This is a genomic window from Thermus thalpophilus, assembly GCF_022760915.1.
GTDB lineage: Bacteria > Deinococcota > Deinococci > Deinococcales > Thermaceae > Thermus > Thermus thalpophilus.
In genome coordinates, this window is the sequence record NZ_JAKTNS010000004.1 from 1 (window position 1) to 23,903 (window position 23,903).

Here is a 23,903-nt window from a genome sequence, read left to right on the forward strand (position 1 = left end):
ACGTGGGCGCAGGTCCATCCTAAAGGGGTGGTCCCACGTTTTGACGTGTACTGAGGCCCGGGCCTTCACCGGAAGGCCTGGCGTGGTGGCCCTGACGCACGCCTTCCACGGCCGGACCCTGCTTGGGATGTCCTTGACCGGCAAGGCCGGCTATTACAAGCAGAACTTCGGTCCTTTCGTCCCCGAGGTTTACCACGCCCCGGTACCTTACCCCTACCGGGGGGTTTCGGAGGAGATGGCCTTGGAGGGCCTGGAAGAGCTTTTCCGCACCCAGGTGGACCCGGAGCGGGTGGCGGCGTTGATCCTGGAGCCGGTGCTGGGAGAGGGGGGCTTCCTCCCGCTTTCGCCCACGTACTTGCAGCGGGTACGAGAGATCACCGAGCGGCACGGCATTCTCTTGGTGGTGGACGAGATCCAGTCCGGTTTTGGCCGCACGGGACGGATGTGGGCCGTGGAGCACAGCGGGGTGGTGCCGGACCTTCTCCTTTTCGCCAAGAGCGTGGCCGCCGGGCTTCCCCTGTCGGGGGTGGTAGGGCGGGCGGAGGTCATGGACGCTCCCAAACCCGGGGGGCTTGGGGGCACCTACGCCGGGAATCCTCTGGCCTGCGCCGCGGGGCTAGCGGTGCTGGATGTGTTCCAAGAAGAAGGGCTCCTGGAGCGAGCTCAAGCGTTGGGGGAGCTCCTGTGGCGGGATCTTTTACGTTTGCAGGAGCGCCATCCGCAGGTGGGGGAGGTGCGGGGCCTGGGGCCCATGGTGGCCATGGAGCTGGTTCAGGAGCCCAGGACCAAGGCGCCCGCTCCTGGGCTGGTGGGCCGGCTCTTGGAAGAGGCCCGGGCCAGGGGGCTTCTTTTGCTGCGGGCGGGTATGTACGGCAACGTGGTGCGCATCCTGGTGCCCTTGGTGGCCAAGGAGGAGGAGGTGGCGGAGGGGCTTTCCCGGCTCGGGGGGGCCCTCGAGGCCACCTTGGCCGGAGGTGAGGAGTGAGGGGACAGGAAGTGCCTGTGGCTTTCGGACTGGCGGGCGGCTTGGCTTGGGCCAGGTAGGGGCGAGATGACCGCGGTGGAAATCCGGAAGGAAGTGGAGGGACTGCGCCTTGAAGGCCTGCGCAAGCGCTTCGGCGAGGTGGAGGTCCTCAAGGGGGTTTCCCTGGAGGTGCGCAAGGGGGAGTTTTTCACCCTCCTCGGTCCCTCGGGGTGCGGCAAGACCACCTTGCTTCGGCTGGTGGGGGGCTTTGAGGTGCCGGATGAGGGCCGGGTCATCCTTTCCGGTCGGGACCTCACGGGTCTGCCCGCCCACCTGCGCCCCGTGAACACCGTGTTCCAGAACTACGCCCTCTTTCCCCACCTCAGCGTGTACGAGAACGTGGCCTTCGGCCTCCGGAGCCGCCGCTTTCCCGAGGCGGTGATCCGGAGCAAGGTGGAGTACGGCCTGGGCTTGCTGCGCCTGGAAAGCCTTGTCCACCGCTACCCGCATCAGCTTTCCGGGGGGCAGAAGCAGCGGGTGGCCCTGGCCCGGGCCCTGGTGAACGAGCCCGAGGTCCTCCTCCTGGACGAGCCCATGAGCGCCCTTGACGCCAAGTTGCGGGCCGAGGTGCAGCTGGAACTCAAGGCCCTGCAGCGCCGCCTGCAGGCCACCTTTATCCTGGTGACCCATGACCAGGAAGAGGCCATGGCGGTATCTGATCGCCTGGGGGTGATGGAGGGGGGGCGGTTGCTCCAGGTGGGGACCCCGGAAGAGGTCTACGAGCGGCCAGAAACCCGGTTTGTGGCGGAGTTTTTGGGGGTTGCCAACCTCATTCCCGCCCGCCGGCGGGCAGGGGGCGTGGACACCCCCTACGGCTTTTTCCGCCTTTTTGTGCCTTGGGAAGAGGGTTTCCTGGCCCTGCGGCCCGAGCGGGTGGAGCTCCTTTGGGAGCCTGTGCCCGGTGCTTTTCCCGCCCGTGTGCGGCAGGTGATCTACCGGGGAGCCTACGTGGAGGCGTTCTTGGAGCCCGAGCTTCGGGTCCGGTCGTGGCTTCGGCTTTCCCCGGGACAAGACGTGTATGTGCGCATTCCGGAGGAAGGGCTGGTGGTCCTGCGTGAATAGGGTGCTGGTCTGGTACGGGGAACTCACCACGGGAAGACGCCTTCTTCTCCGGGGCGTTTTGCTTGTCCTGCCCGGGGTCGTGTGGCTGTTGGCGTTCCTGCTCCTGCCTGGGCTTTTGCTCTTCCCCCTGTCCTTGGCCGAGCGGGGGGCGTTTGGCGAGGTGGTATGGACGTTCAGCCTGGAAAACTACCGCCGCCTTCTCGGCTTTGGCGTCTTGGGCTTCAGCCCCGACAACCTTTTGGCCCTCTTGCGCACCCTAGGGGTGGCGGGCATAACCACCCTGCTTTGCTTGGTCTTGGCGTTTCCCATCGCCTTTTTCATCCGGGCCCAGGAACCGAGGCGGCGCTATTTTTGGCTCTCTTTGGTCTTGGTTCCCTTCTGGACCAACCTGGTCATTCGCACCTACGCCTGGCAGCTCTTGCTGGCCCCGGAAATGCCCTTCGCTCGCTTGGCGGCCGCTTTGGGCCTGGCGGAGCCGGGTATGGCCCTGTTCCCGGGCGCCTTTGCCGTGTACGTGGGCATGGTGAGCGCCTTTTTGCCCTTCATGGTCCTCCCCCTGTACGCCAGCGTGGAGCGAATGGACGAAAGCCTCGTGGAGGCGGTGCGGGACCTTTACGGGGGGCCTTTAAGGGTTTTCCTGCACGGGGTGCTGCCTCAGGTGCTTCCGGGCCTCAGCGTGGGGGTCATCCTCACCTTTGTTCCCGCCTTGGGGATGTTCGTGGTCCCCGACCTTCTGGGTGGTGCGAAGCACTTCCTGCTGGGCAACCTGGTCCAGCAAGCCTTCTATACCATGCGCGACTGGCCGTACGGGGCGGCCTTGAGCTTGGTCCTGATCCTTTTCACCCTTTGGGGCTTGAAGGTCTACCGCCGCTTCGGCAAGGAGGTGGACCTGGCGTGAGGGTGTCCTGGGCTACCCGCACAGTGGCTTTGGGGGCTTTGGCCTTCCTCTACCTGCCCATGCTGGCGGTGGCCGTTTTCTCCGTGAACCGGACCCGCTACGGCCTCAGCTGGACAGGGTTCACCTGGGACTGGTACGCGCGGCTTTTGCAGAACGAGGCGGTCCTGGAGGCCGCCCGCAACACGTTTCTTCTCGCCTTTTGCTCCACCCTCCTGGCCACGGTCCTCGGCACCCTCTTGGCTCTGGGCTTGGAGCGCCACCCCTTTGGCCGTCGGGCCCGGGCCTTCTTGGAAACCCTTCTGTACCTTCCCGTGGTCACCCCGGATTTGATCCTGGCTGCGGCCTTAGTGGTGGCCTTCGGCTTCTTACGCCGCTACTTCAGCCTGTTTGAGCCGGGTTTGCCCGCCATGGTGGTGGGCCACGTGACCTTCCAGGTGGCTTTTGTGGCCCTGGTGGTGGTGAGCCGGCTCAAATCCTTGCCCAGAGAGCTGGACGAGGCGGCGCGGGACCTGTACGCCACCTATCCCTACTACCTGCGACGGGTCCTTGTCCCCTTGCTTGCCCCAGGTATCGTGGCTGGGGCCATGCTGGCCTTCACCCTTTCCCTGGACGACTTCGTCATCAGCTTCTTCACCGCCGGGCCCACCAGCCAAACCCTTCCCCTCCTCATCTACGCCTCCGCCCGGCGCGGCATTACCCCGGAGATCCATGCTCTCTCCACGCTGATTTTTCTCTTGACCCTGGTTTTGGTGCTGAGCGCAGAGCGCTTTACAAGGAGGACGGCATGAGAAAAGCCTTGGTCCTGTTGGCGGTCGGTTTGGCCTTGGGTTTGGCCCAGAAGGGGGAACTGCGGCTATTCATCTGGTCGGAGTACATTGACCCCGCCATCCTCGAGGCCTTCACCCAAAAGTTTGGCTACAAGGTGCGGGTGGACCTTTATGAGTCCAACGAGGAGTTGATCGCCAAGCTGCAGGCGGGAGGTGTGGGCCAGTACGACGTGATCTTCCCCTCGGACTTCTACGTGCCCTCGCTCATCCATCTCAAACTGGTGCGACCCTTGGACCACGCCCAAATCCCCAACCTCAAAAACCTGGACGAGAAGTTCAAAAGCCCGCCCTTTGATCCGGGAAACCGCTATTCCGCCGCCTACCAGTGGGGCACCACCGGGCTTATCTACCGCAAGGACCGGGTGCCGGAGCCAACGAGCTGGGCGGTACTTTTCAAGGAGCCCAAGGCGCCTTTCATCCTTATGGACTCCCCGCGGGAGATGCTGGGCAACGCCTTAAAGTACCTGGGGTACTCGGTGAACACCAAAGACCCCAAAGAGGTGCAGCAGGCGGGGCAGCTCCTCCTTCAAGCCAAGCGGAGCCGCTACTTCCTGGGCTTTGAAGGGGGTGTGGGGGGAAAGAACCGGGTGGTGGCGGGGGCAGCGGCGTACGCCGTGGTCTACAACGGCGATGCCGTGCGGGCGGCGGAGGAAAACCCCGGCAAAGTGGCCTTCGCCATTCCCAAAGAGGGGGCTACCCTGTGGGTGGACTCCATGATGATTCCCGCCAGGGCCCCCAACCCGGAAGCGGCCCACCGCTTCATCAACTTCATCCTAGAGCCCAGGGTGGGGGCGCAGCTTTCCAACTACAACCGCTACGCCACCCCTAACCGGGCGGCCTTGCCCTACATCCGGCCCGAAGACCGCAAGAACCCCGCCATTTACCCGAGCCCGGAGGCCATGAAGCGCCTGGAGTTCATCCTGGACCTAGGCAAGGACAACCGCATCTACGACGAGGTGTGGAGCGCCGTGAAAAGCCGCTAGGAGGCGTATGGGGTACATTCAGTTGAAGACGGAGATCCCAGGGCCCAAGAGCCGGGCGTTGCAGGAGCGGCGGGCGCAAGCGGTTTCCCGCGCCCTGGCCCAAGCGAACCCGGTGGCCGTGGCCCGGGCCCACGGCGCCTTGGTGGAGGACGTGGACGGGAACGTCCTTGTGGACCTGGCCGGGGGCATCGGCGCCTTGGCGGTGGGGCACACCCCCGAAGGGGTGGTGGATGCGCTGAAGGCGCAGGCGGAGCGCCTCATCCACGTGTGCGCCATCGTGGCAAATTACGAGCCCTACGTGGCCTTGGCGGAGGCGCTCAACGCCTTGTACCCGGGTCCTGGTCCGGTCAAGACCCTGCTGGCCAACGGCGGGGCGGAGGCGGTGGAAAACGCCGTGAAGCTGGCCCGGGCCTACACCGGGCGGGCTGCCGTAATGGTATTTGAGGGGGCGTACCACGGGCGCACCAACCTCACCATGGCCATGACCTCCAAGTACGCCCTGTTCAAGAAGGGGTTTGGCCCCTTCGCCCCCGAGGTGTACCGCCTGCCCGTGCCCAACCTCTACAGGACCCCGAAGGGCATGACGCCAACCGAATATCTGGAGTGGTCCTTGTGGAACGTGGAAAACGCCTTGGTGGCCCACATTGATGGCTCCGCCCTGGCGGCCATCGTCATTGAGCCCGTGCTGGGGGAAGGGGGCTTTATTCCGGTGCCCCACGCCTTCTTGCGCAAGCTCCGGGAAATCGCCGACCGAACCGGGGCCCTCTTGATCTCGGACGAGGTGCAGTCGGGGTCAGGGCGCACTGGGCGGATGTGGGCCATTGAGCACAGCAGGGTGGTGCCGGACCTCCTGGTGTCTGCCAAGAGCCTGGGGGCGGGGATGCCCATCAGCGCCGTGACGGGCAAGGCGGAGGTGTTGGATGCCCCTCACGTGGGCGGCGTGGGAAGCACCTACGGGGGCAATCCTTTGGCAGCGGTGGCGGCCTTGGAGGCCCTGAAAATCCTCCAGTCCCCAGGCTTCCTGGAGCGGGCGGCGCTGATTGAAGCCAAGGTGCGGGAGGTCTTCACGCCCCTTATGGAGGAGGTGCCCGCCTTGGGGGATGTCCGGGGTATCGGCGCCATGATGGCCCTAGAGTTCGTCAAGGACCCCACCACCAAGGAACCCTGGCCCGAGTTCGTGCTGGAGTTGGTGCGGCGCAACGCCGCCAAAGGGGTTTTGACCATCCGGGCGGGGCTTTACTCCAACGCCCTTCGCTTTTTGCCTCCCTTGGACATCCCCTTGGACATGCTGGAAGAGGCCCTTGGGGTGGTGGCGGAAAACGTGCGAGAGGTGTATGCCGCCCTGGCCTGAGCCGCTTCTTATTTCCCCGGACGGCCGCTTTGCCGTGGTCTTATCGGCACCTTGGATGGCGGAGGCCCTCGAGGCCATCCAGGAGGCGAGCTTTCCGACCTTGGCGCGGGAAGAGCGCATGACCCGGGAACACTACCTGGCCCACATGCGCATCTTCCCCGAGGGCCAGCACGCCGTGGTAGAAGTTGCCACGGGCAAGGTGGTGGCCTGCTCCACGGATTTCCGCACCCGGGTGGACTTTCACCATTACCAGCACCGCTACATTGAGGCCGTTGCGGGGAACTGGCTCACCCGGCACGACCCGGAGGGCGATTGGCTTTACGGGGCCGACATTGGGGTTTTGCCGGAGTACCGGGGCTTGGGCCTTTCCAAGCTCCTCTACCAAGCCCGGCAAGACCTGGTTCGCCGCCTGGGCCTGAAGGGGCACGTGGCGGGGAGCATGCCCAAGGGGTACCACCGCTTTGCGGCGGAGATGCCCATTGAGGAGTACGTGCACCGGGTGGTGCGGGGGGAGCTGAGCGACCCGGTGCTTTCCGTCCAGCTCAAGCGCGGCTACCGGGTGTACGGCATCATCCCCGATTACTTGGAAGACCAAAGCTGCCTGAACTACGGGGTGTTCGTGGTGTGGCGCAACCCGGAGGTGGGCTGGTGAGGCGGATTTTGGGCCGGGTGTACGTGCCGGACGCCCAGGGCCGGTTCCGCCCCCACCGCGCCCTTTGGGTGCGGGAGGGGAGGGTGGCGGGCTTGGAGCCCGGGCGGGGCCAGGGGGAAGCGATCCTTCCTGGCTTTCACGACGCCCACGTTCACGTGTGGAAGGTGGGGCAACTCCTCACCGACCTCTTGGACCTCCGGAGCGTGGGCTCGTGGGCCGAGCTGGAGCGCCTCCTGGCAGAGCGGCATCGGCGTTTGCCCCAGGGAGTTTGGCTTCTTGGGCGCGGCTGGAACGAGGCCGTCTTGGGCGGGGTGCCCAACCGGGCCTTCCTGGACCGGGTGGCCCCAGGGCGGCCCGTCCTCCTCACCCGCACCTGTGCCCACATCCACGCCGCTAGCTCCGAGGCGCTTAGGCGGGCGGGGATCGGCCCCGATACCCCGAGCCCCCCCGGGGGGGAGGTCCGGTACCAGGAAGGGCTTCTGCTGGAAGGGGCCTATGGTCTGGTGGCCAAGGTCCTGCCCCAGCGCACCCTCGAGGACTACCGCCGCTATGTCCTGGCCGGGGCCCGGCACCTGCTTGCCCACGGCATCACCTCCGCCCTGGAGCCGGGGGCGGATCCCCTTCTCCTCCAGGCCTACCGCTCTTTGGACGCCGAGGGCTTGCTGCCCATCCGGGTGTCGGTCCTAGCCCTCCGCCACCCGGATGGCGAGAAGACCCCTTACCCCCTCCCCGAACCCTACCGCTCCCCGCGGCTCGTCATCGCCGGGGTCAAGCTGTTTGCCGACGGGGGGCTCTCCGGGGCCTCGGCGGCGGTGAGGCGGCCCTACCGGGAGGTGGGAGGGAAGGGGGTCTTGCGGCTTACGGCGGAGGAGGTGTACCACCTGGCCTGGCCCGCGCACCGACAGGGGCTTTTCGTGGCCACCCACGCCATCGGCGACGTGGCCATTCGGGAGGTGCTGGAGGCCTACGCCCGGCTTTACCGGGAGCTTCCCCTGCCCCTTCGGCACCGCGTGGAACACTTCGGCCTGCCGGGGCCCAGAGAGCTGGCCTTGGCCCGCGCCCTGGGGGTGTGGGTGGTACCCCAACCCATCTTCTTAGACGAGTTGAGAGAGAATTTCCTGCGTTATTTGCCCGAGCCCTACCGGGCCTGGTGCTACCACCTTGGGCGGCTGGAGCGGGCGGGGATACCCATGGCCTTTTCCTCCGACGCTCCCGTGGTGCGGGAGGTTTCCCCCTTGCGGGGGGCTTTGGCGGCGGGAAAGCCCCTGATGGGTAGGGGCCTCACGGTGGCGCGGGCGCTTTTTTATTACACTTGCCCTGAGGCGAGCGGCCTCGATCCATCCCGGCTCTGGCCTGGCCACCGTGCGGATCTGGTGGTGTTTTCGCACGATCCTTTTCTCCACCCGCAGGAGGCGCGGGTGGTGCGCGTGGAGGTGGATGGTGTGGCGGTCTATACGGCTTGACCTGGCGGCGAAAAAGGCCCATTGGGAAGAGATCCCACCCGAAGCGGTGGCCTGGGGCGGGCGCTACCGCACGGCCCAGCTCCTTTGGGAGCGGGAGGCCTACCGCTTTGACCCCTTATCTCCGGAAAACCCCCTGGTCTTCGCCATCGGTCCCCTGGCGGGCACGGGGTTTTCCAACGCCAACCGCACCAGCGTGGGCACCCGGAGCCCCCTCACCCTGGGCATCAAGGAGGCCAACGGGGGCGGGACCTTCGGCTACGCCTTGGGGCAGATGAGGGTGGCCCACCTGGTCCTCGAGGGCCAAAGCCCCGAGTGGGTGGTGGTGCGCCTCACCAAGGAAGGGGAGGTCTTCTTTGACCCGGCGGAGGGGCTTTTGGGCCTGGGAAACTTTGAGGCGGCGAAGCGGCTTTTCGCCGCCTACGGCCGGAAGATCGCCTTCGCCCTTCTGGGGCCGGTGGGGGAGTATTTAGGGCTCTTATCCGGCATCGCCTTTTCCGACACAGATGGGCGTCCTTCCCGCCTCGCCGCCCGGGGGGGTGTGGGGGCGGTGATGGGGTCCAAGCGGGTGAAGGCCATCGTGGTGGAGGTGCCGGGGAAGGTGGAGGTCTTTGACAAGCCCAAGGTCCTGGAGGGGGTGCGCCGTTACGCCCAGCTCCTGCGGGAAGACCCCTTGGTCATGCAGTTTTACAACGCCATCGGCACCATGGGCATGGCGGACTTCCAAAACGCCTTCGGCGGGCTTCCCGTGAGGAACTTCCGCCAGGGGCGCCTGGCTCCCCCGGAGGAATTCCGCATGGGCGGGCAGCACATCGCCCCCCTGAACAAGTCCCGGGGGGGCAAGCACACCCACGCCTGCATGCCGGGGTGCGTGATCCAGTGCTCCAACGTCATCGTGGACGAGAAGGGGGAGGAGGTGGTTTCCCCCTTGGAGTACGAGACCATCGGCCTCCTGGGCACCAACTGCGGCCTTACCGACCCGGACCAGCTCGCCCGGCTCAACCGCCTGGCCAACGACCTGGGGATTGACACCATTGAGACGGGGGCGAGCCTCGCCCTTTACATGGAAAAGGGCCTGGCGGACTGGGGGGACTACGCCTTCATGGAAGCCAAACTAAAGTCCCTCTACACCCCAAGCGAGGAGGCGCGGCTTCTCGCCCAGGGCACGGCCCGGCTTGGGGAGGCCTTGGGGGTGCGAAGGGTTCCCGTGATTAAGCGCCAGGCCATCAGCGCTTACGACCCAAGGGTGGTGGAGGCCACGGGCATCACCATGATGGTCACCGCCCAAGGGGCGGACCACACCGCCGGGAACGCGCCCCGGCTGGAAACCCGGGCCATGAAGCCCGAGGAGATCCTCGAGGCCAGCTACCAAGCCCAGGTCAACGCCGCCGCCAACGACAGCCTGGGGCTTTGCGTCTTCGGGGGGAGCGTCACCAACAAGGAGGTGGCCTTCATCGTGGAGAGCGTGAACGCCGCCTTGGGCACCCGCTTGGGCCCGGGCTTCTGGCGGGAGCTTGGGGAGGGGGTTTTGCGCCTGGAACACCGCTTCAACCACCAAGCGGGCTTCACCCACGAGGACGACCGCCTGCCCGCCTTCTTCTACGAGGAGCCGGTGCCGCCCAAGAACTACACCGCCCGCTTCCGCCCGGAAGACCTTTCCCCGCTTTACGCCAGGCTCCACCAGGAGGGCTAGGCCGTGGGGGAAAAGCCCCTTTGGGAAGCGGCCTTCGCCGAGCTTTCCCCCCTTGCCTTCTATGGAGGGGTGGGGCTTCTGGCGGGGCTTTGGGCCCTGGGGGAGGCCCCGGGGTGGGTTTGGCTTTGCCTTTACCCTTGGTGGCGGCTTCGCCTTGGGTGGCGGGCCTCCTTGTACCCGGGGCGCCTCATCCTGAAGCCACCCTTGGGCTTGGCCCGGGCCGTGCCCTTGGCGCAGGTGGAGGGGGTGGAGGTGGGCTTTTGGCCCGCCGGGCCTTTGGCGAGGGGGAGACGTGCCCTTTTCCTCCTCTTGGCCAACGGGGAGAGGCTTCCCTTGCCCCTACCCGAGCCCGAGGCCCTGGCGGAGCGCCTTAGAGCACTTCTAGAAGGGCGAACTTCAGGTAGTGGGTCTCCGGGTGGTTGAGGAGGACGGGGTGGTCAAAGCCCTGGCCCCGCTTCTCCAAAACCCGCAGGCTGCGGTGGGCGTCCTGGGCGGCTTCCCGGAGCATCTCGTAAAAGAGGGGCTCGGTGAGGTGGTGGCTGCAGCTCGCCGTGGCCAAGATCCCCCCCTCCTTCAGGAGCTTGATGGCCCTGAGGTTCACCTCCTTGTAGGCCCGGTAGGCCCGCTCCACGTCCTTCTTGCCCTTGGCGAAGGCCGGGGGGTCCAGGACGATGAGGTCAAACCGCTCCCCCGCCCTTTCCAGGCTTCTTAGGTAGTCAAAGGCGTTGGCCTCCACCGTCTTGAGGTTTAGGCCGTTGAGGCGGGCGTTCTCCTCGGCCCGCTGCAGGGCGTCCTTGGAGCTGTCCACGCTGATCACCTCCTGGAAGCCCAAGGCCAGGTGCAGGCCGAAGCCCCCGGCGTAGCTGAAGACGTCCAAAGCCCGCTCTCCCCGGAAGCGCTCCATGAGGATGCGGTTTTCCCGCTGGTCCAGGTAGGCCCCCGTCTTCTGCCCCTCCAGGAGGTCCACCAGGTACCGCACCCCTCCTTCCCGCACCGCCACCCGCTCGGGTACCGGGCCGAGGAGGGGGCGGACGTAAAGGGGTAGCCCCTCTAGCTCCCGGCTCTTGGCGTCGTTCTTGGCCAGGACGCTTTTTGCCAGGGGCTTAAGCCTTTCCGCCACCTGGGGCAGAAGGCCTTCCCAGGCGTGGGCCGTGGCCTGGACCACGACGTGGCCGGCGTAGTAGTCCACCACCAGCCCGGGCAGGAAGTCCCCCTCGGCGTGGGCCAGGCGGAAGCCGCCTTCGGGCTCGCCCTCTAGGTGGGGCAGGCGGCGGCGGAGGGCGGTGTCCAGGTTATCCAAGAGGGCCTTCACCGGGTCTTCCGCCGGGCGGAAGCGGTAGGCCCGCATCGCGAGGTCGCTTTGCGGGTTGTAGAGGGCTAGGGCCAAAAAGCGCTTGCCCCAGTAGACGGGATAAAGGCCCGGCGCATCCGGGCCCGAGAGCACGTCGCGGCGGAAGACCCATAGGTGGCGGGAAAGAAGGCGGGCGGCCCCGCGTTCGTTGACGAGAATCCTCACCGCTTCAGTATACTTAGGCGGGGTTGGTTGACGCTTGCCCCCGCGGCCGGTATCATGACCGGCGGGCGCACTTTGCGCATCTTTTCACATAAGGAGGGGCGATGGGAGGCCTGGGACTTATCAAGACCCTAGCGGAAAAGGAGAGGGAGCTCCTTGCCCGCCTCGAGGCCGCCAAGAAGGAGGCGGAAGACCTCCTGAAGCGGGCGGAGGGCGAGGCCAAGGCCCTCCTGGAGGAGGCGGAGGCCAAGGCCAAGGCCCTGGAAGGGGAGTTTAAGGAGAAGGAGGCCAGGGAAACCGAGGCCCTCCTGGCCCGGTACCGCAAGCAGGCCGAGGCCGAGGCACGGGCGGTGAAGGAAAAGGGACAGGCCCGCCTGGAGGAGGCGGTGGCCTTGGTGCTCCGGGAGGTCTTGCCGTGATCGCCCCCATGGAGAAGCTGGTCCTAGCCGGGCCTAAGGGCCGGGCCAAGGAGCTTCTCCAGAGCCTGCAGCAGGCGGGGGTGGTGCACCTGGAAACCCTGAGGGTGGCGGAGCTTGGCGAGTACAAGCTCTCCCCCGAGGAAAGGGAGGAGCTAAGGCGCTGGGAAGGGGTGGCGGCGGGGGCCGAGCACACCCTCACCCTTCTGGGCCAGGAGGCGGCGCCTTCCAGGCCCTTTCCGGAGGGCCTCGAGGCGGCAGAGAAGGCCCTTGCCCCCATCCAGGGCCACGCCGAGGGGCTTTCCCGGCAAAAGCAGGAGTTGGAGGAGGAGCTCGCCCTGGCCCAGGCCTACCTGGAGCCCTTGGAAAAGCTCGCCGCTTTGGCCCAGGGCCTGGACCAAAGCCCCTTCCTCCGGGTGGTCCCCTTCCTCCTTACGGGAAAGGAGCTTCCCCTGGTGGAGGAGGCGCTTAAGAAGGCCCTGGAAGACCGCTTCCTCCTGGCCCATGAGCCCTACGCCAAGGGGCTTGCCGCCCTCCTTGTGGTTCACCGTCGGGACCTGGAGGCGGCCAAGGCCGCCTTGTCCCGGGCGGGGGTGGCGGAGCTTCGCCTTCCCGGGGCCTTGGGGGAGCTTCCCCTTTCCCAGGCCGCCAAGCGGCTCAAGGAGCGGGCGGAGGCGGCCCCCAGGGAGCTTTCCGAGGTGCGCCAGAGCCTGGCCAAGCTGGCCAAGGAGGCCACCTCCACCCTGCAAAGCCTCTGGACCCGGGCCAAGGACGAGGTGGCCCGGCTCAAGGCCCTGGAGGAGCTGGCCTCGGGTCGCTTTGGCTTCGCCCTTTTGGGCTACGTGCCGGTGAAGGCCAAGCCCAAGGTGGAGGAGGCTTTGGCCCGCCACAAGGAGGGCGTGGTCTATGCCTTTGAACCGGTGGACGAGCACCACGAGGCGGACCGCGTTCCCGTGACCCTGGACAACCCCCCTTGGGTGAAGCCCTTTGAGCTTTTGGTGAGCTTCCTCAACACGCCCAAGTACGGCTCCATTGACCCCACCCCCGTGGTCCCCATCTTTTTCCCCTTCTGGTTTGGGATGATCGTGGGGGACATTGGCTACGCCCTCCTCTTCCTCCTCCTGGGGCGCTGGCTTTCCGGCTTCGTAAAGCGGAACGAGCCCTTGGTCATTGACCTCTTCGCCCTTCGGCTCAAGCCCCAGGTGATCGGCAAGCTGGTCTACATCTTGAACTGGATGGTCTTCTGGACCGTCCTTTGGGGCGTGGTTTACGGGGAGTTCTTCGGCACCTTCCTGGAGCACCTGGGGGTCTTCGGCACCCCGGAGCACCCCGGCCTCATCCCCATCCTCATTCCCCGGATTGACACCGCCAAGACCGCCAACCTCCTCATCCTCCTCTCCGTGGCCTTTGGCGTGCTCATGGTCTTCTGGGGGCTCATCCTCCGCGCCTACCTGGGCCTCAAGCACCGCCACATGGCCCACTTCTGGGAGGGGGTGGGGTATTTGGGCGGGCTTGTGGGCATTCTCGCCCTGGCCGCCTCCTACCTGGGCAACCTGCAGGCGGGGTGGCTTGCGGGCCTCATGTACGCCGGTTTTGGCGTCTTCTTCTTGGCCGTCCTCATGAGCCGCATCTGGCTCATGATCCCGGAGATCTTCACCCAGGCGGGGCATATCCTCTCCCACATCCGTATCTACGCCGTGGGGGCCGCGGGCGGCATCCTGGCGGGCCTCCTCACCGACGTGGGCTTCGCCATGGCGGAGCGGATGGGCCTCGTGGGGGCGCTTTTGGGCATCGCGGTGGCGGGGGTGTTGCACCTCTTAATCCTCCTCCTCACCACCCTGGGGCACATGCTCCAGCCCATCCGTCTCATCTGGGTGGAGTTCTTCACCAAGTTCGGTTTCTACGAGGAGAACGGCAGGCCTTACCGGCCGTTCAAAAGCGTCCGCGAGACGCAGTAAAGGGAGGGAAAGAGATGAAGAAGCTTCTCGTTTTGGTTCTGGTGGCGGTGTTCGGTGCGTTGGCTTTGGCGGCGGAGGAGGCGGCGGCCTCCGGGGGCTTGGACCGGGGCCTCATCGCCGTGGGCATGGGGCTCGCCGTGGGCCTAGCCGCCTTGGGCACGGGCGTGGCCCAGGCCCGCATCGGGGCCGCCGGCGTGGGGGCCATCGCCGAGGACCGGGGCAACTTCGGTACCGCCCTGATCTTCCTGCTCCTGCCCGAAACCCTGGTGATCTTCGGCCTCCTCATCGCCTTCATCCTGAACGGCAAGCTCTAAGGGGCTTCTTGGGCCCTGCCCCAAAGGGGGCAGGGCTTTTTCCCAAGGAGGGAAGATGTCTAAACTGGAAGCCATTTTGAGCCAGGAGGTGGAGGCGGAGATCCGCACCCTCTTGGAAGAGGCCAAGGCCAAGGCGGAGGCCCTGCGCAAGGAGGCGGAGGCCAAGGCGGAGGCCCTTTTGGCCGCAAGGCGGCGGGCCCTCGAGGCGCAGTACCAAGCCGCCTTGCGCCGGGCGGAAAGCGCCGGGGAGCTCCTCCTTGCCACCGCCCGCGCCGAGGCCAAGGGGGAGGTGCTGGAGGCGGTGAAGGCCAAGGTGCGGGAGGCCTTGGCGGGCCTGCCGGAAAAGCCCGAGTGGCCGGAGGTCCTGAGGAAGCTCGCCCTGGAGGCGCTTTCTGCCTTGACAGAGCCTGCGGCCCTCGCCTCCCACCCGGACAACCTGCCCCACCTGGAGCCTCTAGCCCGGGAGCGGGGCCTGGAGCTTCGGGCCGACCCCGCTTTGCCGCTTGGGGTGCGGGCCCTTGGGAAAGAGGGCAAGACCCAGGTGGAAAACACCCTGGAAGGCCGCCTGGAGCGGGCATGGGACGCCCTTTCCGCCAAGGTGGCCGAGGTGCTATGGGGCTAGGCCATGGCGGACGACTTCGCCTACCTAAACGCCCGGGTGCGGGCCAGGCGGCAGAGCCTCCTCAAGGAGAGCTTCTTCCAGGAGGCCTTGGACCTGGCCTACCCCGAGTTCCTCCGCCTCCTTTCCGAAAGCGTCTACGGGGCGGAGCTCACGGGGCAGAGCCTCCCCGATGTGGACCGGGCGGTGGGGCGTACCCTGGCCCGGCTCGTGGGGGACTTGCCGGGCCTGGTCACCGGAGAGGCCCGGGAGGCGGTGCGCCTCCTCCTCCTGCGCAACGACCTCACCAACCTGCAGGCTATTTTGAGGGCCAAGGCCACGGGCCGCCCCTTTGAGGAGGTCCTCCTCCTGCCGGGCACCCTCAGGGAGGCCCTTTGGCGCCAGGCCTACGAGGCCCAGGACCTTCCCGGCATGGCCCAGGTCCTCTCCGTCCCCGGCCACCCCTTGGCCCGGGCCTTGCGGGCGGTGCTGCGGGAAACCCAGGACCTGGCCCGGGTGGAGGCCCTCTTGGCCAAGCGCTTTTACGAGGACGTGGCCAAGACCGCCAAGGCTCTGGAAGCGCCCTTCCTGCGGGACTACCTGGCCCTGGAGGTGGACGCCGAGAACCTCCGCACCGCCTTCAAGCTCCAGGGGCAGGGGGTGGCCCCGGAGGGGCTTTTCATCCGGGGCGGGCGCTTTTTAGACCGTGTTCGCTTCGCCCGCCTTTTGGAGGGGGATTACGCCGTTTTGGATGAGCTTGCCGGCACTCCCTTCGCTCCCTTGGCCGGGGCGCGGAACCTGAAGGAGGTGGAGAAGCGCCTAAGGTGCGTCCTCCTTAAGGAGGCCAAGAAGGGGGCCTCTGACCCCTTGGGGGCGGGGCTCGTTCTGGCCTACGTGAAGGAGCGGGAGTGGGAGGCCATGCGGCTTAGGCTCTTGGCCCGGCGGGCCTACTTCGGCCTGCCCCGGGCCCAGGTGGAGGAGGAGGTGGCCTGCGCATGAGGATTGCCGTGATCGCCGACGCCGAGGCGGCCCAGGGCTTCCGGCTGGCGGGGTTGGAGGCCTACGCCGCCCAAAGCGCGGAGGAGGCCAAGGCCCTCTTGGAAAGGCTGGTGGGGCAAGGGGGCTACGCCCTGGTGGCGGTGGACCAAGGCCTCTTGCCGGAGCCGGAAAAGGCGGTGGAGCGCCTCATGCGGGGGAAGGACCTCCCGGTCCTCCTGCCCATGGCGGGCCTGAAGGAGGCTTTCCAAAACCCCGACGTGGAAGGCTACATGCGCGAGCTGGTGCGGCGCACCATCGGCTTTGACATCAAGTTGTAGGATGGAGGGAAGATGATCCAAGGCGTGATTGAAAAGATCGCGGGCCCGGCGGTGATCGCCAAGGGGATGCTCGGGGCCCGCATGTACGACATCTGCAAGGTGGGCCACGAGGGCCTGGTGGGGGAGATCATCCGCCTGGATGGAGACACCGCCTTCGTCCAGGTCTATGAGGACACCTCGGGCCTCAAGGTGGGGGAGCCCGTGGTTTCCACCGGGCTTCCCTTGGCGGTGGAGCTGGGCCCAGGGATGCTGAACGGGATCTACGACGGCATCCAGCGTCCCCTGGAGCGCATCCAGGAGAGAACCGGGATCTACATCACCCGGGGGGTGGTGGTCCACCCCTTGGACCGGGAGAAGAAGTGGGCCTGGACCCCTAGGGTCAAGCCCGGGGATGAGGTCAGGGGGGGGATGGTCCTGGGCACAGTTCCCGAGTTCAACTTCACCCACAAGATCCTGGTGCCCCCGGACGTGAAAGGCCGGGTGAAGGAGGTGAAGCCCGCCGGGGAGTACACGGTGGAGGAGCCGGTGGTGGTCCTGGAGGATGGCACCCAGCTCAAGCTCTACCACACCTGGCCGGTTCGCCGGGCCCGGCCCGTGCAGCGGAAGCTGGACCCCAACACCCCCTTCCTCACGGGGATGCGCATCCTGGACGTGCTCTTCCCCGTGGCCATGGGGGGCACGGCGGCCATCCCCGGACCCTTTGGCAGCGGTAAAACCGTGACCCAGCAGGCCCTGGCCAAGTGGTCCAACGCCGACGTGGTGGTCTACGTGGGCTGCGGGGAGCGGGGCAACGAGATGACCGACGTCTTGGTGGAGTTCCCCGAGCTCACCGACCCCAAGACGGGTGGGCCCCTCATGCACCGCACGGTGCTCATCGCCAACACCTCCAACATGCCCGTGGCCGCCCGTGAGGCCAGCATCTACGTGGGGGTGACCATCGCCGAGTACTTCCGCGACCAGGGCTTCTCCGTGGCCCTCATGGCCGACTCCACCAGCCGCTGGGCGGAGGCCTTGCGGGAGATCTCCAGCCGCTTGGAGGAGATGCCCGCGGAAGAGGGTTACCCCCCTTACCTGGCCGCCCGTCTGGCCGCCTTCTACGAGCGCTCCGGTAAGGTACTCACCCTGGCGGGGGAGGAGGGGGCCATCACCATCGTGGGGGCGGTTTCCCCACCGGGCGGCGACATGTCCGAGCCCGTGACCCAGTCCACCCTGCGCATCGTGGGGGCCTTCTGGCGGCTGGATGCCTCCTTAGCCTTCCGGCGTCACTTCCCAGCGATTAACTGGAATGGTTCCTACTCCCTTTTCACCCCGGCCCTGGACCCCTGGTACCGCGAGAACGTGGCCCCCGACTACCCCGAGCTCCGGGACGCCATCTCCGAGCTCTTGCAACGGGAAGCGGGGCTACAGGAGATCGTCCAGCTGGTGGGGCCCGACGCCCTGCAGGACGCCGAGCGTTTGGTGATTGAGGTGGGTCGGATCATCCGCGAGGACTTCCTGCAGCAAAACGCCTACCACGAGGTGGACGCCTACTGCTCCATGCGGAAAGCTTACGGCATCATGAAGATGATCCTCACCTTCTACAAGGAGGCCGAGGCCGCCATCCGCCGGGGCGTGAGCATGGACGAGATCCTGGGGCTTCCCGTCATTGAGCGCATCGGCCGCGCCCGCTACGTGAGCGAGGAGGAGTTCCCCCGCTACTTTGAGGAAGCCATGAAGGAGATTGAAGGGGCCTTCAAGGCCCTGGCCTAGGGAGGGAAGATGGACCTCTTGAAGAAGGAGTACACCGGCGTCACCTATATCTCCGGGCCCCTGCTCTTCGTGGAGAACGCCAAGGACCTGGCCTACGGCGCCATCGTGGACATCAAGGACGGCTCGGGCCGGGTGCGCGGCGGGCAGGTGATTGAGGTTTCCGAGGAGTACGCCGTCATCCAGGTGTTTGAGGAGACCACGGGCCTGGACCTGGCCACCACCACGGTGAGCCTGGTGGAGGACGTGGCCCGGCTTGGGGTTTCCAAGGAGATGCTGGGCCGCCGCTTCAACGGCATCGGCAAGCCCATTGACGGCCTGCCCCCCATCACCCCGGAGAAGCGGCTTCCCATCGTGGGCCTTCCCCTGAACCCCGTGGCCCGCAGGAAGCCGGAAGAGTTCATCCAGACCGGCATCTCCACCATTGACGTGATGAACACCCTGGTGCGGGGGCAGAAGCTTCCCATCTTCTCCGGCTCGGGCCTCCCCGCCAACGAGATCGCCGCCCAGATCGCCCGCCAGGCCACGGTGCGCCCCGACCTCTCCGGGGAAGGGGAGAAGGAGGAGCCCTTCGCCGTGGTCTTCGCCGCCATGGGCATCACCCAGCGGGAGCTCTCCTACTTCATCCAGGAGTTTGAGCGCACCGGGGCCCTGAGCCGCTCCGTCCTCTTCCTCAACAAGGCGGACGACCCCACCATTGAGCGCATCCTGACCCCCCGCATGGCCCTCACCGTGGCGGAGTACCTGGCCTTTGAGCACGATTACCACGTGCTGGTCATCCTCACGGACATGACCAACTACTGCGAGGCCCTGCGGGAGATCGGGGCGAGCCGGGAAGAGATCCCGGGGCGCCGCGGCTACCCTGGCTACATGTACACGGACCTGGCCACCATCTACGAGCGGGCTGGGGTGGTGGTGGGGAAGAAGGGGAGCGTGACCCAGATCCCCATCCTCTCCATGCCCGACGACGACCGCACCCACCCCATCCCCGACCTCACGGGCTACATCACCGAGGGGCAGATCCAGCTTTCCCGGGAGCTTCACCGGAAGGGCATCTACCCCCCCATTGACCCCCTGCCCTCCCTCTCCCGGCTCATGAACAACGGGGTGGGCAAGGGCAAGACCCGGGAGGACCACAAGCAGGTGTCCGACCAGCTCTACTCCGCCTACGCCAACGGCGTGGACATCCGCAAGCTGGTGGCCATCATCGGCGAGGACGCCCTCACGGAGAACGACCGCCGCTACCTGCAGTTCGCCGACGCCTTTGAGAAGCACTTCATCAACCAGGGCCAGCAGAACCGCTCCATTGAGGAGAGCCTCCAGATCGCCTGGGCCCTCCTTTCCATGCTGCCCCAGGGCGAGCTCAAGCGCATTTCCAAGGACCACATCGGCAAGTACTACGGGCAGAAGCTGGAAGAGATCTGGGGCGCGCCGCAGGCCCTGGACTAAGGAGGCGGCATGAGCCAGGTCAGCCCCACCCGGATGAACCTTCTGCAAAGGCGGGGGCAGCTCCGGCTGGCGCAGAAGGGGGTGGACCTCCTCAAGAAGAAGCGGGACGCCCTGGTGGCGGAGTTCTTCGGCCTGGTGCGGGAGGCCCTGGAGGCCAGGAAGGCCTTGAACCAGGCGGCCCAGGAGGCCTACTCCGCCCTCCTCCTGGCCCAGGCCTTTGACGGGCCAGAGAGCGTGGCCGCCGCAAGCCTTGGGGTTCCGCCCCTGGAGGGGGTGGAGGCGGAGGTGGAAAACGTCTGGGGGAGCAAGGTGCCCAGGCTCAAGGCCACTTTCGCCGACAAGGCGGTGCTTTCCCCCGTGGGCACCCCTGCCTACACCCTCGAGGCCGCCCGCGCCTTCCGCCGCTACGCCGAGGCCTTGGTCCAGGTGGCCAACACGGAAACCCGCCTGAAGAAGATCGGCGAGGAGATCAAGAAGACCACCCGGCGGGTGAACGCCCTGGAGCAGGTGGTGATCCCCGGCATCCGCTCCCAGATCCGCTTCATCCAGCAGGTGCTGGAGCAGCGGGAACGGGAGGACACCTTCCGCCTCAAGCGCATCAAGGGCAAGATTGAGGCCCGGGAGGCGGAGGAGGGCGGCCGCCCGAACCCCCAGCTGGAAAGCGGGGCGGGCCTTTAGCCCAAGGAAAACCCCGGGGGGGCTACCCCCCGGGGCGCTTTGTGGGCTACTCCGCCTTGGCCTCCTGGAGGAGGTGGAGGAGCACCGTCTGCAGGATGCCCCCATTCTTGTAGTAGTCCACCTCCACGGGGGTGTCCAGGCGGGCGATGGCCTGGAAGCGAACCTCGCTCCCGTCCTCCCTGCGGGCCACCACCTCCACCAGCTTCCTGGGCTTGAGGTCCTCGAGGCCCAGGATGTCGTAGACCTCGTACCCGGTGAGGCCCAAAGTCTCCCGGTTCTCTCCGGGGAGGAACTCCAAGGGCAAAACGCCCATCCCCACCAGGTTGGAGCGGTGGATCCTTTCAAAGCTTTCCGCCAGCACCGCCTTGATCCCGAGGAGGTAGGTGCCCTTGGCGGCCCAGTCGCGGCTGGAGCCGGTGCCGTACTCCTTGCCGGCGATGACCAGAAGGGGCGTCCCCTCCGCCTTGTAGCGCATGGCCACGTTGTAGACGAAGTCCACGTCCCCTTCGGGGAGCTTCTTGGCGTAACCCCCTTCAATCCCATCCAGCATGAGGTTTTTGATGCGGATGTTGGCGAAGGTGCCCCGCATCATCACCTCGTGGTTGCCGCGGCGGGCGCCGTAGGAGTTGAAGTCCTCGGGCTTCACCCCCTTGCTGATGAGGTACTGGCCGGCGGGGCTTTTCACGGGGATGGCGCCGGCGGGGGAGATGTGGTCCGTGGTCACGGAGTCGCCGAGGACGAGGAGGACCCGCGCCCCCCGGATATCCTCCACCTTCCTTTGGCCTAGGTCCTCAAAGAAGGGCGGGTTTTGGATGTAGGTGCTCTCGGGGTCCCAGCGGTAGAGCTCCCCCGTGGGGGCGGGGAGGGCCTGCCAGCGCTCGTCCCCCTCAAATACCTTGCTGTACTCCTTCTTGAAGAGCTCGGGGTCCAGGGTCTTCCTTATGGCCTCCCGGATTTCCTCCATGGAGGGCCAGATGTCCTTGAGGTAGACGGGCTTGCCGTTGGGGTCAAAGCCCAGGGGCTCGGTGGTGAAGTCAATGTCCATGCGCCCCGCCAGAGCGTAGGCCACCACCAGCATGGGGCTTGCCAGGTAGTTGGCCTTCACGTGGGGGTTGATGCGCCCCTCAAAGTTGCGGTTGCCGGAGAGGACGGCGGCCACCACCAAGTCCCCCTCCTCCACCGCCTTGGCGATGTCCTCCGGGAGAGGGCCGGAGTTGCCGATGCAGGTGGTGCACCCGTAGCCCACCAGGTGGAAGCCCAGGGCCTCGAGGAAGGGCAGAAGCCCGCTATTTTCCAGGTAGTCCGTCACCACCTTGGAGCCGGGGGCCAAGGAGGTCTTCACCCAGGGCTTGGTGTCCAAGCCCGCCTCCACCGCCTTCTTGGCGAGGAGCCCCGCCCCGAGCATCACCGAGGGGTTGGAGGTGTTGGTGCAGCTCGTGATGGCGGCGATGACCACGGACCCGTGGGTGAGCTCAAACTCCTCGTCCCGGCGCTTGACCAGGACCTTCCTCTGGAGCTGGTCCTCGGAGAGCCCGAAGCCCCGCTCCTTCACGGGCTTGGTGAGGTGGGCGAGGAAGCTCTTCTTGACCTCCTTCAGGGGCACCCGGTCCTGGGGGCGCTTGGGGCCCGCCAGGGAGGGCTCCACCGCGCTTAGGTCCAGCTCCAGGTACTCGGAGTACCGGACCTTCTCCTCGGCCTCCGGGGTGCGGAAGAGGCCCACCGCCTTGGTGTAGGCCTCCACCAGTTCCACGAGCTCCTCGGGGCGGCCCGTCTGGCGGAGGTAGTTCAGGGTCTCCTCGTCCACGGGGAAGAAGCCCATGGTGGCCCCGTACTCGGGGGCCATGTTGGCGATGGTGGCCCGGTCGGCCAGGGAGAGCTTGGCCACCCCGGGGCCGTAGAACTCCACGAACTTGCCCACCACCCCGTGCTTGCGCAGGATCTCGGTGACGGTGAGGACCAGGTCCGTGGCCGTGGCCCCTTCGGGAAGCTCCCCGTAGAGCTTGAAGCCCACCACCTTGGGGGCCAGCATGTAGTAAGGCTGCCCCAGCATCACCGCCTCGGCCTCAATGCCCCCCACTCCCCAGCCCAAGACGCCCAGGCCGTTCACCATGGTGGTGTGGCTGTCGGTGCCCACGAGGCTGTCGGGGAAGGCCAGGGTGAGCCCGTCCCGCTTCTCGGTCATGACCACCTGGGCCAGGTACTCCAGGTTCACCTGGTGGACGATGCCCGTGCCCGGGGGCACCACCCGGAAGTTCTCCAGGGCGTTCTGGGCCCACTTGAGGAGGAGGTAGCGCTCCCGGTTCCTCTCGTACTCCTTCTCCACGTTGTAGAAGAAGGCGTAGGCGGTGCCGAAGGCGTCCACCTGCACCGAGTGGTCAATGACCAGATCGGCGGGCACCACGGGGTTGATGCGCTTGGGGTCCCCGCCCCGCTTGGCCACGGCGTCCCGCATGGCCGCCAGGTCCACCACCGCCGGCACCCCGGTGAAGTCCTGGAGGATCACCCGGGCAAGCTTGAGGGGCACGTTGATCTCCCCGGGTTCGGGTTGCCAGCGGGCCAGGGCCTCTATGTCCTCCCGCGTCACCTGGTAGCCATCCTCATTCCGCAGGAGGCTTTCCAACATGACCCGTATGGAGAAGGGGAGGCGGCTCACCTCCGCCAAGCCCTGCTTCTCCAGCTCGGTCAGGTCGTAGTAACCGTAGGTGCCGCTTGCGGTTTTAAGCGTCTTCAGGGTCTTGAAGCTGTCCTTCATGCGGACTCCTTTCCCTTCCCCCATGGGGCAAAGGGCCTACGAAACCTCGGTTTGTGGGGGGAAGTGTGTCCGAGGGGGGGCGCCCGCCCCGGCTTTCCCCACTATAACACCTCCAAAAGGGGCGTGGCGTGTCCTAAGACCGCGTTGGCCTGGGCCTGACGGGCGATTTTTAAGGTTTCCAAGAGCTCCTCCTTGGAAACGCCAAGGCGCTTGGCCCGGTGGGCCATGGCCTTCACGCAGGAGGGAGCGCCCGTGGCCAGGGCGATGCCGAGAAGGATAAGGGTGCGGGTTTTCTCGTCCAGGGCTCCCTTTTCCGGCATGGCAAAGGTCCAGCTGCGGCCGTGCTCCAGAAGAAGCCCCGGGGCCTTCTCCGCCAAGAGGGGAATGGCCTCGGGGAGGCCCTCGCCCAGATTGTCCCGCATCGCTTGCAACACCTTTTCGTGGGTGCGCTCCATAGCCTTAGCGTAGTGCTTGGGGTGGGGGAGGGGTGTCCCAGCCTAGGCTTTCCAGGAAGAGGAGCACCTCCTCTTGGACCTCTTGCCAAAGCTCTTCCCGGGGCCTTTGGGCCGGGCGGTCGCCCTTTTGCGGGCCGTAGGCGCCGAAGCCCGCATGGTTGAGCCCAGGGATGAAGGCGATGCGGGCGTTTCGGGGAAGCCGTTTCGCCTTCTCCCGGGCTTCTTCTCGGGGAAGGAGGCCATCTTCCGTGCCGTAAAGGGCCAGGGTGGGGAAGGTTTCCCGGGAAAGGTCCCCTTCGGGGTAGCTGGCGAAGAGGATCAGGGGGAGCTTCTCCCGGGCGGCCAGGTCCGCCGCCGCCACCCCGCCCAGGCTATGCCCCCCCACCACCAGGGGGAGGTTCGGGTGGGCGGCCTTGGCCTTCAGGGCTTCCTCTTTGGCCAGAAGGGCGATGCCCGAGGGAACCTTTAGGAGGACCACCTGGTACCCCGCCTGGGCCACGGGGGCCAGTACCGGGGCGTAGGCCAAGGGCTCCACCCGGGCCCCGGGGTAGAAGGCGAAGAGGGCCTTCGGGTTCTTGGGAGAGAGCTCCAGGCCATAGGAGGCTTCCCTCACCTCCAGGCCCGTGCCCTTTAGGGCCCCTTCCACCCAGGGCTCGGCCTTAAGGGGCCTCAAAAAGTAGAAGCTCACCCCCACAACCCCCAGGGCCAGGAGGGTGGCGGCGAGGAGGAAAAGGAGGAGGAGCTTACGGGCGTCCACG

At 66.5% G+C, this 23,903-nt stretch carries 23 protein-coding genes; 19 read left to right on the forward strand and 4 right to left on the reverse strand.

The features are described 5' to 3' along the window. The 10 genes from L0D17_RS02590 to L0D17_RS02635 all read left to right on the forward strand — a co-directional run. Positions 1-985 (forward strand): aspartate aminotransferase family protein (locus L0D17_RS02590; RefSeq protein WP_243093764.1); only part of this gene is annotated, 985 nt, incomplete at its 5' end. A gap of 66 nt (positions 986-1,051) precedes the next feature. After that, positions 1,052-2,086, forward strand: a complete 1,035-nt coding sequence (locus tag L0D17_RS02595; protein WP_243093765.1) for an ABC transporter ATP-binding protein — start codon at positions 1,052-1,054, stop codon at positions 2,084-2,086. Further along, positions 2,079-2,984 (forward strand): ABC transporter permease, encoded by a 906-nt coding sequence (locus tag L0D17_RS02600; RefSeq protein WP_243093766.1) that lies wholly within the window; start codon positions 2,079-2,081, stop codon positions 2,982-2,984. The genes L0D17_RS02595 and L0D17_RS02600 overlap by 8 nt, the downstream gene beginning before the upstream one ends. A 59-nt stretch (positions 2,985-3,043) precedes the next feature. Beyond that, on the forward strand, positions 3,044-3,772 hold the full coding sequence (locus L0D17_RS02605; protein WP_279231505.1) for an ABC transporter permease: 729 nt from the start codon (positions 3,044-3,046) through the stop codon (positions 3,770-3,772). Further along, complete coding sequence (locus tag L0D17_RS02610; protein WP_243093768.1) at positions 3,769-4,794, forward strand: polyamine ABC transporter substrate-binding protein; 1,026 nt, start codon at positions 3,769-3,771, stop codon at positions 4,792-4,794. The genes L0D17_RS02605 and L0D17_RS02610 overlap by 4 nt, the downstream gene beginning before the upstream one ends. Before the next feature lie 7 nt (positions 4,795-4,801). Further along, a complete protein-coding gene (locus L0D17_RS02615; protein WP_243093769.1) occupies positions 4,802-6,145 on the forward strand; it encodes an aspartate aminotransferase family protein in 1,344 nt (447 codons plus the stop codon). After that, on the forward strand, positions 6,129-6,797 hold the full coding sequence (locus L0D17_RS02620) for a GNAT family N-acetyltransferase (RefSeq protein WP_243093770.1): 669 nt from the start codon (positions 6,129-6,131) through the stop codon (positions 6,795-6,797). The genes L0D17_RS02615 and L0D17_RS02620 overlap by 17 nt, the downstream gene beginning before the upstream one ends. Then, on the forward strand, positions 6,794-8,260 hold the full coding sequence (locus tag L0D17_RS02625) for an amidohydrolase (RefSeq protein ID WP_243093771.1): 1,467 nt from the start codon (positions 6,794-6,796) through the stop codon (positions 8,258-8,260). The genes L0D17_RS02620 and L0D17_RS02625 overlap by 4 nt, the downstream gene beginning before the upstream one ends. Continuing rightward, a complete protein-coding gene (locus L0D17_RS02630; RefSeq protein ID WP_341474672.1) occupies positions 8,238-9,950 on the forward strand; it encodes an aldehyde ferredoxin oxidoreductase C-terminal domain-containing protein in 1,713 nt (570 codons plus the stop codon). The genes L0D17_RS02625 and L0D17_RS02630 overlap by 23 nt, the downstream gene beginning before the upstream one ends. Positions 9,951-9,953: 3 nt before the next feature. Beyond that, positions 9,954-10,373, forward strand: coding sequence for a hypothetical protein (locus L0D17_RS02635; RefSeq protein ID WP_243093773.1), 420 nt, complete (start codon positions 9,954-9,956; stop codon positions 10,371-10,373). Here the strand turns inward: L0D17_RS02635 and L0D17_RS02640 are convergent. Continuing rightward, positions 10,321-11,466, reverse strand: a complete 1,146-nt coding sequence (locus L0D17_RS02640) for a 23S rRNA (cytosine(1962)-C(5))-methyltransferase (protein ID WP_243093774.1) — start codon at positions 11,464-11,466, stop codon at positions 10,321-10,323. The two genes, L0D17_RS02635 and L0D17_RS02640, sit on opposite strands and share 53 nt — an antisense overlap. A 101-nt stretch (positions 11,467-11,567) precedes the next feature. Between L0D17_RS02640 and L0D17_RS02645 the strand changes: the two genes are divergently transcribed. From L0D17_RS02645 to atpD, 9 genes are read left to right on the forward strand one after another with little or no spacing between them, the layout of a single operon-like run. After that, positions 11,568-11,882 (forward strand): V-type ATPase subunit subunit G family protein, encoded by a 315-nt coding sequence (locus L0D17_RS02645; RefSeq protein ID WP_243093775.1) that lies wholly within the window; start codon positions 11,568-11,570, stop codon positions 11,880-11,882. Next, positions 11,879-13,837 (forward strand): V-type ATP synthase subunit I, encoded by a 1,959-nt coding sequence (locus L0D17_RS02650; RefSeq protein WP_039458990.1) that lies wholly within the window; start codon positions 11,879-11,881, stop codon positions 13,835-13,837. The genes L0D17_RS02645 and L0D17_RS02650 overlap by 4 nt, the downstream gene beginning before the upstream one ends. A 14-nt stretch (positions 13,838-13,851) precedes the next feature. Then, a complete protein-coding gene (locus tag L0D17_RS02655) occupies positions 13,852-14,151 on the forward strand; it encodes a F0F1 ATP synthase subunit C (protein ID WP_003046223.1) in 300 nt (99 codons plus the stop codon). A gap of 55 nt (positions 14,152-14,206) precedes the next feature. Next, positions 14,207-14,773 (forward strand): V-type ATP synthase subunit E, encoded by a 567-nt coding sequence (locus L0D17_RS02660; RefSeq protein ID WP_243093776.1) that lies wholly within the window; start codon positions 14,207-14,209, stop codon positions 14,771-14,773. 3 nt (positions 14,774-14,776) lie between these two features. Then, a complete protein-coding gene (locus L0D17_RS02665) occupies positions 14,777-15,748 on the forward strand; it encodes a V-type ATPase subunit (RefSeq protein ID WP_243093777.1) in 972 nt (323 codons plus the stop codon). Positions 15,749-15,750: 2 nt separating this feature from the next. Beyond that, positions 15,751-16,065: a V-type ATP synthase subunit F gene (atpF, locus tag L0D17_RS02670; RefSeq protein WP_200883391.1), complete on the forward strand. Its 315-nt coding sequence runs from the start codon at positions 15,751-15,753 to the stop codon at positions 16,063-16,065. 12 nt (positions 16,066-16,077) lie between these two features. Then, positions 16,078-17,814, forward strand: coding sequence for a V-type ATP synthase subunit A (locus L0D17_RS02675; protein ID WP_243093778.1), 1,737 nt, complete (start codon positions 16,078-16,080; stop codon positions 17,812-17,814). A 9-nt stretch (positions 17,815-17,823) separates the two neighbouring features. After that, positions 17,824-19,260, forward strand: a complete 1,437-nt coding sequence (locus tag L0D17_RS02680; RefSeq protein ID WP_039459007.1) for a V-type ATP synthase subunit B — start codon at positions 17,824-17,826, stop codon at positions 19,258-19,260. A 9-nt stretch (positions 19,261-19,269) separates the two neighbouring features. Next, positions 19,270-19,938 carry a V-type ATP synthase subunit D gene (gene atpD, locus L0D17_RS02685; protein ID WP_039459011.1) on the forward strand — a complete coding sequence of 223 codons (669 nt, stop codon included), beginning with the start codon at positions 19,270-19,272 and terminating at the stop codon, positions 19,936-19,938. A 46-nt stretch (positions 19,939-19,984) separates the two neighbouring features. Here atpD and acnA read toward each other — a convergent pair whose 3' ends face one another. From acnA to L0D17_RS02700, 3 genes are all read right to left on the reverse strand, one after another. Beyond that, on the reverse strand, positions 19,985-22,690 hold the full coding sequence (acnA, locus tag L0D17_RS02690) for an aconitate hydratase AcnA (protein WP_243093779.1): 2,706 nt from the start codon (positions 22,688-22,690) through the stop codon (positions 19,985-19,987). 101 nt (positions 22,691-22,791) lie between these two features. Then, the gene (locus tag L0D17_RS02695) at positions 22,792-23,145 is read right to left on the reverse strand and encodes a carboxymuconolactone decarboxylase family protein (RefSeq protein ID WP_071676376.1); all 354 of its coding nucleotides are present in this window, start codon (positions 23,143-23,145) and stop codon (positions 22,792-22,794) included. A 4-nt stretch (positions 23,146-23,149) separates the two neighbouring features. After that, positions 23,150-23,902 carry an alpha/beta hydrolase gene (locus L0D17_RS02700; RefSeq protein ID WP_071676375.1) on the reverse strand — a complete coding sequence of 251 codons (753 nt, stop codon included), beginning with the start codon at positions 23,900-23,902 and terminating at the stop codon, positions 23,150-23,152. Between the last annotated feature and the right edge of the window lies 1 nt (position 23,903).

Excerpts from the sequence above, each read along its gene's own strand:
- L0D17_RS02595 (WP_243093765.1), top strand. The coding sequence starts at position 1,052 with ATGACCGCGGTGGAAATCCGGAAGGAAGTGGAGGGACTGCGCCTTGAA.
- L0D17_RS02645 (WP_243093775.1), top strand. The coding sequence starts at position 11,568 with ATGGGAGGCCTGGGACTTATCAAGACCCTAGCGGAAAAGGAGAGGGAG.
- L0D17_RS02680 (WP_039459007.1), top strand. The coding sequence starts at position 17,824 with ATGGACCTCTTGAAGAAGGAGTACACCGGCGTCACCTATATCTCCGGG.
- L0D17_RS02615 (WP_243093769.1), top strand. The coding sequence starts at position 4,802 with ATGGGGTACATTCAGTTGAAGACGGAGATCCCAGGGCCCAAGAGCCGG.
- L0D17_RS02660 (WP_243093776.1), top strand. The coding sequence starts at position 14,207 with ATGTCTAAACTGGAAGCCATTTTGAGCCAGGAGGTGGAGGCGGAGATC.
- atpD (WP_039459011.1), top strand. The coding sequence starts at position 19,270 with ATGAGCCAGGTCAGCCCCACCCGGATGAACCTTCTGCAAAGGCGGGGG.
- acnA (WP_243093779.1), bottom strand. The coding sequence starts at position 22,690 with ATGAAGGACAGCTTCAAGACCCTGAAGACGCTTAAAACCGCAAGCGGC.
- L0D17_RS02620 (WP_243093770.1), top strand. The coding sequence starts at position 6,129 with ATGCCGCCCTGGCCTGAGCCGCTTCTTATTTCCCCGGACGGCCGCTTT.
- L0D17_RS02610 (WP_243093768.1), top strand. The coding sequence starts at position 3,769 with ATGAGAAAAGCCTTGGTCCTGTTGGCGGTCGGTTTGGCCTTGGGTTTG.
- L0D17_RS02695 (WP_071676376.1), bottom strand. The coding sequence starts at position 23,145 with ATGGAGCGCACCCACGAAAAGGTGTTGCAAGCGATGCGGGACAATCTG.
- L0D17_RS02655 (WP_003046223.1), top strand. The coding sequence starts at position 13,852 with ATGAAGAAGCTTCTCGTTTTGGTTCTGGTGGCGGTGTTCGGTGCGTTG.
- L0D17_RS02665 (WP_243093777.1), top strand. The coding sequence starts at position 14,777 with ATGGCGGACGACTTCGCCTACCTAAACGCCCGGGTGCGGGCCAGGCGG.
- L0D17_RS02605 (WP_279231505.1), top strand. The coding sequence starts at position 3,044 with ATGCTGGCGGTGGCCGTTTTCTCCGTGAACCGGACCCGCTACGGCCTC.
- L0D17_RS02675 (WP_243093778.1), top strand. The coding sequence starts at position 16,078 with ATGATCCAAGGCGTGATTGAAAAGATCGCGGGCCCGGCGGTGATCGCC.